Genomic DNA, 14,212 nt, shown 5'->3' with positions numbered 1-14,212 from the left:
ACCTATTGAAATACTATACATACGTGTTACACGATGAAAAAGTTTCATTACATTTATAGTCATCACACACAAAAAAGGACTTCTTTTTATCGAAGTCCTCCTTATGCTAGCGAGCGCTCTCTTTCTTATGCGCCAATGTGCGTCTGCTGATAACCTTAGAGATGATGCCATACCTCGGGGAGAATAAGAAGGCAAAAGCGAATAGAATACCTGCCACCGTTGCCATCGAACCGGAGATCGAAACATCAAACCAAGCGGCGAGCTCATAGCCTGCCAAAGCGGAAATAATCCCGACAACTACACTTAAGCCCAGCATCACACTAAGCCGGTCCGTAAGCAGATAAGCAGTAGCACCCGGCACTACAAGCATTGCTACAACAAGGATCGCTCCCACACTCTCAAAGGCTGCGACCGTGTTAAGAGAAACAAGCACCATCAATACATAATGAATGAAAAGCACCGGAATCCCTACGGCAGCGGCCATCTGCGCATCAAATGAGACCAGCTTTATTTCTTTGTATAGCAGGAGTACTACAAACAAGGTTAGAATAAACACACCGCCCATCATCCATACAGCATGCGGCATTTCTAATCCAAAAAGAACCGATGTCTCCCATGGCGCATAGGCGATTTCACCATACAGTACATGCTGCACATCGAGGTGAACGCTTGAAGCATACATCGAGACAAGTACAACACCAATAGCAAATAATGAGGTAAATGTAACGCCGATCGCCGCATCAGATTGGACGCCACCTGTTCCTAATGTTTGAATAATGAGTGAGGTTAGCACACCTACGATTGACGCACCAATCAGCATCGTAATGCTCTCCATGCTGTTGCTCACCAGAAAAGCGACGACAATCCCCGGCAATACCGCATGGCTAATGGCATCGCCCAGCATCGCCATCCGCCGCAAAATAAGAAAACAGCCGATAAAACCACAGGACGCAGCAACCAGCGAGGCAATAAGCATAATCCACAATGCATGTGTCATGATGAATGGCCTCCTTTAGAAGCAACGGGCTGATACACCTTCTCCGCCTCTCCCTCTACCTTCCCACTCGAAAATCGGCTGCGCAAACGAATGACACGCAGCATCCGAGAGATAAGACCCCGCTGCGGAGCGAATAGAAGAGAGAACAAGAAGAAGCATACTGCCGCTAACACAATAACCGGTCCTGTAGGCAGCTTCTCTGCCAAGCTGCTGATAAGCGTGCCGACAACACCGGATATCCCGCCAAAGAAACCAGCTACGATCACCATTACGTGCAGCTTCTCCGTCCAGTATCGAGCCGCAACAGGAGGAATAATGAGCATAGCGGCCATCAGCACAACACCCACAGCCTGCAAGCCGATAATCACGCTTAATACGATCATTACCATAAGCAAAGCACCCAAAAACCCCATCGGAAATCCTAAACCACGCCCAAATCCAGGGTCAAAGCACAACAACTTTAGCTCCTTAAATAAAAGCGTCGATAATACGAGCAAACAAATAGCAACAACTGCCATTATTGTAAGATCACCTGAGACAAGCGAAGCCGCCTTGCCAAACATAAACGCATCCAGACCGCTCTGATTAGCGCTGCCCGTCTGGGCGATTTTCGTAAGAAGCACCGTACCAAAGCCAAAAAACACAGAGAGAACAATCCCTAATGCCGTGTCAGGCTTAATTCTTGAATGCCTGGAAATCTGCGAAACGCATAACGTTCCAAGAAGTCCTGTCATGGCTGCACCGAGCATAAATAATCCAATATTTTTCTCCCCGGAGAACATATACGCCAGACAAATACCGGGGAGAGCGGCATGTGCCACAGCGTCTCCCACCAAGCTTTGCTTGCGAAGCAGAGCGAATGAGCCCAACACTCCGCTGCTGAGGCCAAGCAGCAAGCAGCCGGTCATTACCCAGCGAGCGTTGGGGTCCTGCAGCCATTGCATGATGAAATCCATACGTTTCCCCCTTTCTATTCCGCCCCGACAATGACCGCGTTCTTCTCAAGAAACGCAAGGCGACCGCCGTACGCCTGCTGGAGATTCGCCGCAGTAAACACCTCTTTTGTAGGACCGAACGCGATCTTCTGCAAGTTGATTAATAACACCCAGTCAAAGTATTCCGGAACCGTTTGCAGATCATGATGAACGACCAGCACCGTTTTCCCTTGCTCTTTCAATTCGGTCAGCAGAGCGATAATCGCTCTCTCTGTCGCCGCATCTACCCCGGCAAACGGCTCATCCATCAGGTAGATATGCGCATCCTGTGCCAATGCCCGAGCCAAAAACACCCGCTGCTGTTGTCCACCGGATAACTGGCTGATCTGCCTGTCGGCAAAATCAGCCATCCCTACCTTTTCCAAGCAAGACAGCGCGATGCTTCGATCTTCGGAACGCAAACGGCGAAACAATCCGGCATGACCGTAGCGGCCCATCAATACAACATCAAGCGCATTCGTTGGAAAATCCCAATCAACCGACTCGCGCTGCGGCACATATCCAATCATCTTTCGCTGTGTTTTGTACGACTTCCCATAGATGCTTACACTGCCCGAGACAAGCGGAACCAAACCTAGCATGCCTTTCATTAATGTTGATTTCCCTGCCCCGTTGGGTCCTATGATCCCAATGAGTTTGCCTTCCGGTGCTGCGAAGCTGACACTTTGCAGCACCGGTTTTTTGTGATAGGCGACGGTCATATTTTCAACCGATAAGGCCGATACCATAATGGAGTCCTCCCTGCTATTTAAGCGCTTTTACAATCGTATCCACATTGTGGCGTACCATGCCGATATAGGTGCCTTCCGGCGTTCCTTCTTCACCCATCGCATCGGAAAATAATTCTCCCCCGATCGTAATTTCATGACCTTTTTCTTTTGCTCCCTGCACAACAGCCTTGATGGCTTGCGGCGATACGCTCGATTCAATAAACACCGCTTTGATCTTCTTCTTAACAAGCAGATTCACAAGGTTTTGGACATCTTTTAGCCCATATTCCGCATCCGTACTAATGCCCTGAAGCCCCATTACCTGCATGCCGTAAGCATCCCCCATATAGCCAAAGGCATCATGCGCGGTAACGAGCACACGCGATTCCTTAGGAATAGAAGCAAGCTGAGTACGCGCATAAGCATCAAGCTCTTCAAGCTTTTTTAGATAGGAAGCTGCGTTTTTTTCATAGTCTGCCTTATGTTCCGCATCGACTTCAATCAATCCGTCTCGCACCCGTTCTACCGCTTTCATCCACAGTTTTACATCAAACCAAATATGCGGATCATAATGTCCCTGAAACTCTGGCGGCTCGCGAAGCACCGCTTCGTCAATGCTTTCCGAGACGGCAATGGCCGGTTTTTGTTTGGCCATACGGACAAAAATATCCGACATCTTCCCTTCCAAATTCAGACCGTTATAAAAAATCACGTCCGCTTTTTCAAGCTTTGCAATGTCACCTTGGGTGGCTTTATACAGATGTGGGTCCACTCCCGGTCCCATCAATCCATTAACCTGTACATGTTCTCCCCCGACATTTTTTGCAATGTCTCCAATCATCCCGATGGTTGCTACCACGTTCACTTTTCCCTCTGTGCTTTGTGCCGCTCCCTGTGTTGTAGGCTTAGCTGTTGATGAACAGCCTGCCACCACTGTAAACATACATGCAAAGAACATACTGAGTACAAATAATCGATTCACTCTCATTATTCTCCTCCTCACTCCTTCTACTTTATTTCCGACTTGCTCTAACGTTACTTTTTTTCTTTAATTTAATTTTTTTTACCCAAGGCAAATCTAACCGTAAAAAAATTTACCCTCACCTATATTTTTTACCATGGGAAACATAATTTCAATAAGGAAAAAGTAGAGGGTATATTTTCCTATATTTCATATTATTCAAATTTATCTTTTTCAAAAAAAATATCCATCAGCAAAAAGAGAACAGCTTGCTGATGGATACATCACCTTAGACTACGTGACAAGCTACGAAATGATTCGGCTCCACTTCACGAAACACCGGTGTCTTCTGCCTGCACTCCTCCATGGCAATGGGACAACGTGTATGGAAGCGGCAGCCCTGTGGAGGATTCATAGGGCTTGGCATCTCACCATGCAGTGTAATTCTCTCTCTGCGAACAGTAGGATCTGGAATAGGAATTGCTGAGAGAAGCGCCTGCGTATACGGATGCAGGGGACGATCATACAACACATCGCTTGGCGCAAGCTCAACCAGCCCCCCAAGATACATCACTCCGACGCGTGTGCTGATATACTGAACAACACTTAAATCATGTGCAATAAATAAATACGTCAATCCCCGCTCCTTTTGCAAATCCGCAAATAAGTTTAAAATTTGCGCTTGAATGGATACATCAAGCGCAGCTACAGGCTCATCGGCAATAATAAATTCAGGCTCTACCGCAAGCGCGCGCGCAATGCCGATACGCTGCCTTTGTCCGCCAGAGAACTCATGCGGATACCGGCTTCTATATGATGCAGGGAGGCCTACCGCTTCAAGCAGTTCTTGTACTTTGTGGTCGCGCTCACCTTGATACAAGCTGTGTGTTTCCATCGGTTCTTCCATAATGCGTTGGATCGTCATGCGTGGATTAAGCGATGCATACGGATCTTGAAACACCATTTGAAAATGCTTTCGTCGCCGATTAAGCTCCCGCCCCTTTATACGTGTGATATCTTCGCCGTTGAAAAAAATGCGGCCAGCGGTCGGTTCCAGCAAACGAAGCAACAGTCGGCCCATTGTCGACTTCCCACAGCCGGATTCCCCTACGATACCGAGCGTTTCGCCTTTGTGAACATAAAACGACAGGCCGTCCACTGCCTTTACGGTTGACTTCTCCTTGGATAGAAGACGAGATAGCGTATTTTGTGACATAGCGAAGTGCTTCTGCAATCCATCTACTCTAATTAGCTCATCATTGGTCATGATTAATCCTCTCCTCTAGCCAGCAGGCAACTCGGTGGGTAGCTTTTGTCTCCTCAAGCGGGGGCATCTTTGTCGTACATACCGATTCAGCATGTGGGCAGCGCGGGGCGAATACACAACCTGACGGCAAATCATGCAGGTTGGGTGGCTGACCCGCAATGGGCTTGAGCCTCTCTCTGCTTCCAGGCTTCGGAAGCGAAGCGAGCAGTCCTTTCGTATACGGATGACGCGGAGAAGCAAACAACTCTCTTACCGGAGCCTGTTCTACAATACGACCAGCATACATGACAGCAACCGAATCGCACACCTCTGCTACTACACCTAGATCATGCGTGATAAGCACGACCGCTGCTCCCGTCTTCTTCCTCATATCCTGAATCAAATCAAGTATCTGCGCTTGAATTGTAACATCAAGTGCTGTTGTCGGCTCATCAGCAATCAATAAATCAGGCTTTGAAGCCAGCGCCATACCGATAATGCTGCGCTGTCGCATGCCGCCGCTGAACTGATGAGGATAATCCCGCGCCCGCTCTTCCGGTGCGGGAATCTTCACGCTGCGCAGCATTTCGACTGCAATGGACCAGGCTTCTTTTTTATCTTTTTTTTGATGAATGCGCGGAACTTCGGCCACTTGTTCACCAATCCGATAGGCTGGATTTAGCGAAGTCATCGGATCTTGAAGGATCATCGCGATTCGATCGCCGCGAAGTATCTGCATCTCCGCTTCGCTCAACTCAAGCAGATTTGCCCCCTTAAAACGCACACTCCCGCCAATCTCCTCATGCTTCCGGTCACCGATTAGGCGCATAATTGCCTGTGATGTCACGCTTTTGCCACAGCCCGACTCACCGACTAGCGCCATGATCTCGCCGCGATGCACACGAAAGCTCACACCGCCCACCGCTTCTACGATGCCTTTTGGAGTATGAAAGCGGCACGTCAAATCCTCGACTTCTAGTATCGTTTCCGTCATCACGTATCTCCTCTCTTATGAAGCATCTTCTCTAAGACTTGGATCTAGCGCATCGCGCAGGCCATCACCAAGCACATTCAAAATCAGCACAGCCAGCGTAATCGCTAATCCAGGGAACACAGCGATCCACCAGGCCATCTCCATATAATCGATCCCCTCATTAAGCATAATGCCCCATGATGGCGTATCCGGCTCAACCCCAAGCCCAAGAAAGCTGAGTGCGGCTTCTGTCAAAATCGCAAAGGCAAAGGAAAGGGTTGCCTGTACAATGATAGGGGCTAGCACATTAGGCAGCACATGACGCCGCATAATGGTAAAGCTATTTACTCCGATGGAGCGTGCCGCATCAATATAGAGCGCATCTCGGATTGTAAGGACAGAACCGCGGGCAATCCGTGCAAAAATCGGAATATAGACAATGCCAATTGCAAGCATCACATTTGTTAAGCTTGGCCCAAGTACAGCCATCAAGGCAAGCGCAAGCAGAATATCTGGAAACGAAAACAATACATCGGTCATTCTTGAAATAACCGAATCAATCCAGCCCCCATAATAGGCTGCTAGTACTCCCATTGCTACACCGATTACAAGAGAAATACTAACAGAGATGAGACCTACCTTCAGTGAAATTTGTGAGCCGTATATGACCCGGCTTAGAATATCCCGTCCAAATTGGTCCGTACCGAAAAGATGGGCTGTGCTTGGCCCCTGCAGCATATCATTCGGCTGCATTTTAAACGGGTCATACGGCGCAATATACGGCCCAAGAACGGCCAGCATAAGATATCCAATAAACACAAGCAAACCGGCAAAGGCCAGCTTGTTCTGATAGAAGCGAAACCACACATCTTTCATAAAGCACCCGCCTCCCCACTCTAGTAGCGAATTTTCGGATTGATCCAGCTATAGACAATATCAACAAGCAGATTTACGAGTACGAATGCACAGGCGATAAATAAAATGGTTCCCTGCAATAAGGCGTAATCCCGATTCGTAATGGCTTCAAGCGCTAATAGACCAATGCCTGGCAGAGAAAAAATCTGTTCAATTACAACCGTTCCACCCAGCAAATAGCCTGCTTGAATACCGATGATGGTCACTACGGGTATCAATGCATTCTTCAGTGCATGGCGCCAGATGAGCCGTGTGCGAGGTACCCCTTTGGCTCTTCCCATTTTGATATACTCGGCCCCAATAACCTCAAGCATCGAGGACCGCGTCATACGCATAATAACCGCGGACACCGATACACCCATCGCCACGACGGGCATCACCATCCCACGCAGATTATCAATAGGACTTTCTGTGAAGCTGACAAATCCTCCCGACGGCAGCCAACCGAGCTTTAAAGAAACAAATAAAATGAGCAGAATACTAAGCCAGAACCGGGGGATTGACACTCCCAGCATCCCAAAAAGCGTCGCTCCATAATCAAAGCGGCTGTTGCGCTTGACCGCTGCCAGCGCACCCAAAGGAATTGCGATCAGCACGGCAAGTGCAAGGCTTAAAACGGTTAATTCAAGCGTGACTGGCAGCCGCTCTAAAATCACATACAGCACCGGCTCCCCCGTAAACGAAGATTCTCCGAAATCCCCTGTAAGTACGCGACCGATCCAAATACCATACTGCACAATCAGCGGCTTATCCAATCCATGTTCGGCACGAAGCGCAGCCGCCTGCTCTTCGCTATAGCTTGCTCCAAGCATCGCTGTTACTGTATCTCCCGGCACCAGACGAATAAGAAAAAAGGAAAGTAATGAAATACCAAACATCACAGGAATGGCGATAAGCACACGCTTAACAATATACATTCCCATATCCGCGTCACCTCCATGTTCGTCCTCTGCTTATAAAAGAATCAGTTATCCCGATCCACCCATGTATCCCGTAGTGAGATGGTGCTGACGGTCGGATGTACGTCAAAGTCATGGACCCGGTTTGTATATACCGTGGTTTGCGGATTCATATACAGGAATACCATCGGCGCATCTTCAGCAATCATACGTTCCGCTTTGGCATATACGTCCTTTCTCTCTTTCTTATTCATGACAGTACGCCCTCGCTCAAGCAGCGCATCTACCTTTGGATTAGAGTATGCCTGTTGATTCCACTGTTCTCCCGTATGAAAAATGTTATAAAAAAACTCGTCAGGATCTACAAAACCAACCCATCCTACTACTGCCATCTCAAAGTCTTTCTTGCCTATCGCATCAAAGAACACGCTAGGTTCCTGCACCAGCACCTTTACTCGGATGCCGACCTCCTGAAGCTCCTGTTTCACCATCTGTGCTGCATCTGTCTGCTCCTTTTTTGGGCTGACTTTCAATGTGACATCAAATCCGTCCGCATACCCTGCTTCCCGCAATAGCTGCTTCGCCTTTTCTACATCACGCTTTGGATATACATTGACACCCGAGTAAGCCCAGTGGCTCTTCGGAAGCGGACCGCCGCGCAATACATCGGCTTTGCCGAACTTGACCACTTTATTAATGGCATCCCGATCAACAGCCCAGGCAATCGCCTGCCGAACTTTTCGGTTGGCCAGCGGCCCCTTCGATGTATTAAGGCCAACATATTCCCAGAATGTACCCGTAACCGACTTCATTTCTGTGCCTACATTGTTATGAAACTTACGAATATCACGCAGTGTGGTCTGCAGCATTACATCAATCTCCCTGTTGCGCATCGCGGTCGTCCTTGACGTATCATCAGGAATCGGACGCCAGATCACCCGGTCAAGATAGGGTCGTCCCTGTACGAAATACTCGGAAAATTTCTCAAGCACAAGCCGTTGATTCTTCTTCCACTCCACTAGCTTGAACGGCCCGCTTCCCGCATCGACACGATCAATGCTTCCGCCATGCTGCTCAACTACCTTTTGATTTACAATCGCATTCATTGGATATGCAAGGAAGGTTAAAAAGGGGGCTACAGGCTCCTTTAGATGAAAACGTACGGTATGATCATCCAAAGCCTCAATGCTTTTCACCGCAGCAAATTGCGGCGCACGCACTTTTTCTTGACGAATGCGCTCAATGGAATAGATAACATCGCGGGAAGTCAGGGGGCTGCCATCATGGAATTTTGCAGCAGGCTGAAGGGTAAATGTATAAGTCTTACCGTCGTCGGATACTACATAATTCGTTGCAAGATCCCCTTCCAACTCCTCATATGTACCTTTTTTATAACGCAGCAATGTACTGTACATATTTTCGATATACCGCATCGAAGCGGCTGATGTCGCTTTATGAGGATCAAGCGTATCGGCATCGGTTGCATCACTAATCACAAGTTCTCCCCCGGCCCTTGGAGAACTGCTATTCTTTTTCACCTCTCCGACCGGTCGAGTGGTACTATCATTTGAGCATCCTACCAATGTCAATACAGCAAGAACAAAAAGCAGCAGGCATCGTTTGTACACTGGCATCTTCCTCCTTATGCTTTGTCCTACATGCTACCATACAATTTATAATCATTTTAAAATTCTATCGATTATACTTACAATGACTTACTTTTTTTCTTCGCTACTCATTTCCTGGTCTTTTTGACTCCCCGCAAAACATACTACAGTACCCTGTACCACTTTTTTTATTTCTGTCAAACCATTCGATATACAACCACTTCTCCTATAACCTATACCTGTATATGTATAAAACTTTTCTGGATGTGGTAAGAAGGAATAGCACATCAAAATAGCAGACACGCATACAAAGGAGGAATTCGTTTTGCTTCTACGGTATTTCTATAATCCAAAACTTTCTCATGCATCCTATCTTATAGGCTGTCAAGCAACAGGCGAGGCCATCGTGATTGATCCAGGACGAGATCTAACACCTTACTTAGAGGCGGCAAAAGAAGAAGGGCTTACACTGACAGCCGCAGCAGAAACCCATATTCATGCCGACTTCGTCTCAGGCGCCCGCGAACTCGGCAAGCGGTATAATACCATGCTGTACTTATCAGGAGAAGGCGATGCTTCATATGCTTACATTCATGAGGAAAAGCACACACTACTCAAGAACAACGATACGTTTCATATAGGCAACCTGACATTTCAAGCGGTGCATACTCCTGGTCATACACCGGAGCATCTTTCTTACATTTTGACAGACGGCGGAGCAAGTGAACCGATCGGTATATTCACCGGAGATTTTGTGTTTGTCGGCGATGTTGGACGTCCCGATCTGCTGGAAACAGCGGTAGGTCAATCCGGCGCGGCAAAGGAAGGAGCACAGCAGATGTTTGCTTCCGTGCAGCGTATTAAGGAGCTTCCCGATTACATGCAGGTATGGCCTGGGCATGGAGCCGGCAGCGCATGCGGTAAAGCACTCGGCGCTATTCCTTCTACTACAATCGGATATGAAAAACGCTTTAACCACTCCTTCTCCATCGAGGATGAGAATGCGTTCGTGCAGACACTGTTAGAAGGACAGCCAGAAACGCCCGCTTATTTTTCAGTCATGAAGCATGTGAACAAGGAAGGCCCCACACTGCTATCCGAACTGAAGCGGCCGGAGGAAGTGGAGGCATCCAAGCCGTTTCTCACCGAGCGGATGGACGGGCAGGCGGTGCTTCTTGACGTGCGTTCAGCGCATGAATTCGCTACGGCTCACATACCGGGTACCATCAATATTCCATATAACCGCTCCTTTACGAATTGGGCGGGATGGCTCCTGCCGTATGATCAGGATATATATGTCATCGCTGATTCCGATGTTCATGACAGCCTGTTAACCGATCTGTATTCCATCGGTCTTGATCGTATTGCTGGCTTCATTCGCCCAACCGTGCTGCGAGAGTATAAAGAATTGCAATCGTATGAAGAGAAAACGCCGGAAGAGATGGCTGAACGCGTACAGCAAGGAGATGTTCACGTGCTCGATGTACGCAATCAAAGCGAATGGGAGAGCGGACATATTCCACAGGCTCAGCATATTATGCTCGGATACCTGCCTAAGCGAATGGATGAGCTGCCTGTGGACAAAACAATCCTGCTGCACTGCCAGTCCGGTGCTAGGTCCGCTATTGCGACCAGTCTGCTTCAAGCGCACGGCTTCACAAATGTTATAAATTTAGCCGGGGGATTTAGTGAGTGGAGCAAACAGAAATTACCTCAAGACAATCAATAAATAATAAAAAGCGGACCCGTGATTTAATCACGGGTCCGCTTTTTATTATTTAACGTACTACCTTTCCTGTCCATCCGTTCATTCCACCCAGCAGGTTCTTCACCTGCGTATATCCTTGATCCATCAAATATTCACAGGCCATGCCGCTTCGGTTTCCACTGCGGCATACCATGATGGCCTCCTTGTTCGGATCAATCTCATGCATGCGCTGCGGAAGCTCGGCCAAGCGAATGTGCTTTGCACCGGGTATCATGCCCGCAGCCACTTCTTCTGGTTCACGCACATCGATGATCTGCACATCTTCTCCTCTTTCCTGCTTTTCAACCAATTGCTGGGCCACTACATTTATTACACTCGACATTCTCTTCTCTCCTTTATTTCCATATACCCCTTTAGGTATATTATTCATCATTTTTTCCACTGTGTCAATATTGTTTATTACCAAAAATAACATTCACATATTGGCAACATAACTTTCGCAAAGCTGCCACCTTTCCCACACAATTACCCCTTATTTGTTAGCTATACTTGATGTGTAAATGAAAAGGGATAAAGGAGGCATACCCTTGATTAAAAAACAAGAAAAATACCTAGTCATCGCTTCCCTAACTGTGGCTTTCGTGATGTTTCTTTCTCTCGTCAGCCGACTGTTTCGATAAAAAGGAGAGGGATACTATATGCTTACGTATGATCCAGTTTTGTACAGCCGTATATTAACTGAAGTAACACTGGCATTTCACATCATCTTTGCAACGATCGGTGTCGGAGTTCCGCTCATGATCGCACTTGCCCAATGGGTCGGCATTAAAAAGCAGGACCCGCATTACATTCTGCTGGCAAGACGCTGGGCGAGAGGATTCGTCATCACGGTTGCTGTCGGGGTCGTAACAGGCACTGCCATCGGGCTCCAGCTCAGTCTTTTGTGGCCAAGCTTTATGGAACTGGCGGGACAAGTGATTAGTCTGCCGCTGTTCATGGAGACGTTCGCCTTCTTCTTTGAAGCGATTTTCCTCGGCATTTACCTGTACACATGGGATCGCTTCAAAAATCAAATGAAGCATCTGCTTCTGCTTATTCCAGTCGTGATCGGCTCATCCATGTCGGCTGTGTTCATTACGATTGTCAATGCGTTCATGAATACGCCGCAGGGCTTCGAACTGAAAGATGGTGCGATCGTCAGCATTGAGCCGCTTGTCGCGATGTTCAACCCGGCCATGCCGACAAAGGTGTCTCACGTACTGGCTTCAGCGTACATGACTTCCGCCTTTGTTCTCGCATCTATTGCAGCCTATCGTATGCTGCGCGGAAGCAAGCACGTGTATCACCGCAAAGCCCTGCATCTTACGCTCGTCTCTGCACTGGTCTTCTCGGTTGCGACTGCTGTAATCGGGGATTTCTCCGGAAAATTCCTCGCTGAGTATCAGCCGGAGAAGCTTGCGGCTGCTGAATGGCATTTTGAAACATCCGATCGGGCACCGCTCATTTTGTTTGGTACGCTCGATGAAAATAACGAAGTGAAAAACGGCATTAAAATTCCGTATGCCTTAAGCATTCTTGCTCACAACAATCCGACTGCCGAAGTGACCGGACTTAATGAAACGCCGGTAGACGAACGGCCGCCGCTCTACATTCACTATCTGTTTGACTTAATGGTGTCCATCGGTATGCTGCTCACCGTGCTGGCATTGATTTATGTAGTGTTGTATAAACGCAAAAATTCCAATCCATATCGTAAGTCGATGCTTATGTCTATATGGCTATCCGGTCCGCTTGCTATACTTGCCATTGAGTTGGGCTGGATTTTCGCCGAAGTTGGACGCCAGCCTTGGATTCTGCGCGGCTATATGAAAACAAGCGAAGGTGCGACGACCGCTCCTTATGTGGATGTAATGCTACTCTTCTTCATTGCACTCTACATTGGACTTGCGATTGTCAGCACAACCGTATTGCGTCGGATGTTTAAGAACAATACTGTGGAAAAAGAAATTGAGCAGATGAATGAGGAGCAGGAGGTGAGCCGCGTATGACGCTCGAGTTGATCGGCATCTCGGTGCTTTGGATCTTTTTATTCGGGTATGTGATTGTAGCGTCCGTCGATTTCGGTGCGGGATTCTTTAGTACGTACAGTGATTGGGCCGGAAAAAAACATCTCATTCACAAAGTCATCCAACGCTACCTATCGCCGGTATGGGAAGTAACCAACGTATTTCTTGTCTTCTTCTTCGTAGGGATCGTAGGTTTCTTTCCGAAAACCGCCTATTACTACGGAACGGCCCTATTGGTTCCAGTAAGCATCTCCATCATCCTGCTGGCCATTCGCGGCTCATATTACGCATTTGGTACCTATGGGTCTAAAGATAATAAGTGGTATACATTTCTCTACGGCATTACTGGAGTATTCATTCCGGCTTCGCTGACAACGGTGTTAACGATTTCGGAAGGTGGATTCCTTGAGTTAAAAGAAGGGCAGGTACTGCTGTCCTACGGAGATTTGCTGCGCAGTCCATATTCTTGGAGTGTTGTCCTGCTTGCAATCGTCAGCGTTTTGTTTATCTCTGCAACTTTCCTGACGTATTATGCGGACAAAGCTGGCGATGAGAAGGCAACGCGCCTGCTGCGCATGTACGCGCTTCTCTGGAGCATTCCGTCTCTGCTGGCAGCATGGGCCGTTGTCGTTACACTGAAAACACACAATGCGGTGCACTTCGCCCGTATGGTTGATATCGGCTGGGTATTTGCTCTATCCATTTTGTGTTTTGCAGGCGGTGTGTATCTGATCTATCGTAAGAAACGTTATGGCCTTGCTTTTCTGCTTATTACATTGCAGTACGGCTTTGCCTTCTTCGGTTACGGGTTCTCACATTATCCATACCTGCTGTATCCGCATTTAACGATTTACGATGGATTCACAAATGAAACGATGGCAATTGCGCTTATTATCGCCTTTATCGCCGGGTTGTTGTTACTCTTGCCTTCGCTGTATTTGCTGATGCGCCTGTTTTTATTTGATAAGAACTATGTCAAAGGGAAAGAATAAGGAGGATAAAACAATGGAACAATTCATGATTACGTATGCACCAATTCTTGTCGTGGCCTTCTCTGTTATCGGTGTCTTTATTTGGGGGGCCAAAGGGAAGTTTCTTGAAAACATTGAGTAACATTGATAAAGCAAACAGACCG

General features: G+C 47.8%; 14 protein-coding genes. 4 read left to right on the top strand and 10 right to left on the bottom strand.

Features of this window, described 5'->3' with window-relative positions; all coding sequences use genetic code 11:
* Nucleotides 1-106 precede the first annotated feature (106 nt).
* From AB3351_RS09105 to AB3351_RS09065, 9 genes are all read right to left on the bottom strand, one after another.
* A complete protein-coding gene (locus AB3351_RS09105) occupies nucleotides 107-997 on the bottom strand; it encodes a metal ABC transporter permease (protein ID WP_371146807.1) in 891 nt (296 codons plus the stop codon).
* Nucleotides 994-1,953 carry a metal ABC transporter permease gene (locus AB3351_RS09100; protein ID WP_371146806.1) on the bottom strand — a complete coding sequence of 320 codons (960 nt, stop codon included), beginning with the start codon at nucleotides 1,951-1,953 and terminating at the stop codon, nucleotides 994-996. The genes AB3351_RS09105 and AB3351_RS09100 overlap by 4 nt, the downstream gene beginning before the upstream one ends.
* Before the next feature lie 14 nt (nucleotides 1,954-1,967).
* Nucleotides 1,968-2,720, bottom strand: a complete 753-nt coding sequence (locus AB3351_RS09095; RefSeq protein WP_371146805.1) for a metal ABC transporter ATP-binding protein — start codon at nucleotides 2,718-2,720, stop codon at nucleotides 1,968-1,970.
* Between the two features lie 16 nt (nucleotides 2,721-2,736).
* A complete protein-coding gene (locus tag AB3351_RS09090; RefSeq protein WP_371146804.1) occupies nucleotides 2,737-3,690 on the bottom strand; it encodes a metal ABC transporter solute-binding protein, Zn/Mn family in 954 nt (317 codons plus the stop codon).
* Nucleotides 3,691-3,952: 262 nt separating this feature from the next.
* Nucleotides 3,953-4,930, bottom strand: coding sequence for an ABC transporter ATP-binding protein (locus tag AB3351_RS09085; protein ID WP_371146803.1), 978 nt, complete (start codon nucleotides 4,928-4,930; stop codon nucleotides 3,953-3,955).
* Nucleotides 4,920-5,903, bottom strand: coding sequence for an ABC transporter ATP-binding protein (locus AB3351_RS09080; RefSeq protein ID WP_371146802.1), 984 nt, complete (start codon nucleotides 5,901-5,903; stop codon nucleotides 4,920-4,922). The genes AB3351_RS09085 and AB3351_RS09080 overlap by 11 nt, the downstream gene beginning before the upstream one ends.
* A gap of 15 nt (nucleotides 5,904-5,918) precedes the next feature.
* On the bottom strand, nucleotides 5,919-6,758 hold the full coding sequence (locus AB3351_RS09075; protein WP_371146801.1) for an ABC transporter permease: 840 nt from the start codon (nucleotides 6,756-6,758) through the stop codon (nucleotides 5,919-5,921).
* 20 nt (nucleotides 6,759-6,778) lie between these two features.
* Nucleotides 6,779-7,720, bottom strand: a complete 942-nt coding sequence (locus AB3351_RS09070) for an ABC transporter permease (RefSeq protein WP_371146800.1) — start codon at nucleotides 7,718-7,720, stop codon at nucleotides 6,779-6,781.
* Nucleotides 7,721-7,761: 41 nt separating this feature from the next.
* Entirely contained in the window at nucleotides 7,762-9,324 is a 1,563-nt protein-coding gene (locus tag AB3351_RS09065; RefSeq protein ID WP_371146799.1) for an ABC transporter substrate-binding protein, read from the bottom strand.
* Nucleotides 9,325-9,628: 304 nt separating this feature from the next.
* Here AB3351_RS09065 and AB3351_RS09060 point away from each other — a divergent pair, with 304 nt between their 5' ends.
* A complete protein-coding gene (locus tag AB3351_RS09060; RefSeq protein WP_371146798.1) occupies nucleotides 9,629-11,032 on the top strand; it encodes an MBL fold metallo-hydrolase in 1,404 nt (467 codons plus the stop codon).
* A gap of 49 nt (nucleotides 11,033-11,081) precedes the next feature.
* Here AB3351_RS09060 and AB3351_RS09055 read toward each other — a convergent pair whose 3' ends face one another.
* Nucleotides 11,082-11,393, bottom strand: coding sequence for a rhodanese-like domain-containing protein (locus AB3351_RS09055; protein ID WP_371146797.1), 312 nt, complete (start codon nucleotides 11,391-11,393; stop codon nucleotides 11,082-11,084).
* A 316-nt stretch (nucleotides 11,394-11,709) separates the two neighbouring features.
* Between AB3351_RS09055 and AB3351_RS09050 the strand changes: the two genes are divergently transcribed.
* Genes AB3351_RS09050 through cydS form a run of 3 tightly spaced genes read left to right on the top strand, consistent with a single transcriptional unit; the run spans nucleotide 11,710 to nucleotide 14,190 of the window.
* On the top strand, nucleotides 11,710-13,059 hold the full coding sequence (locus tag AB3351_RS09050) for a cytochrome ubiquinol oxidase subunit I (protein WP_371146796.1): 1,350 nt from the start codon (nucleotides 11,710-11,712) through the stop codon (nucleotides 13,057-13,059).
* A complete protein-coding gene (locus tag AB3351_RS09045) occupies nucleotides 13,056-14,069 on the top strand; it encodes a cytochrome d ubiquinol oxidase subunit II (RefSeq protein WP_371146795.1) in 1,014 nt (337 codons plus the stop codon). The genes AB3351_RS09050 and AB3351_RS09045 overlap by 4 nt, the downstream gene beginning before the upstream one ends.
* A 13-nt stretch (nucleotides 14,070-14,082) precedes the next feature.
* Nucleotides 14,083-14,190 carry a cytochrome bd oxidase small subunit CydS gene (gene cydS, locus AB3351_RS09040; RefSeq protein ID WP_371146794.1) on the top strand — a complete coding sequence of 36 codons (108 nt, stop codon included), beginning with the start codon at nucleotides 14,083-14,085 and terminating at the stop codon, nucleotides 14,188-14,190.
* Nucleotides 14,191-14,212 lie beyond the last annotated feature (22 nt).

It is taken from the genome of Aneurinibacillus sp. REN35 (genome assembly GCF_041379945.2).
In the GTDB taxonomy this organism is placed as follows: domain Bacteria; phylum Bacillota; class Bacilli; order Aneurinibacillales; family Aneurinibacillaceae; genus Aneurinibacillus.
Note: the sequence above shows the minus strand (reverse complement) of the source record. Positions and strands in the feature narration are given on the sequence as shown.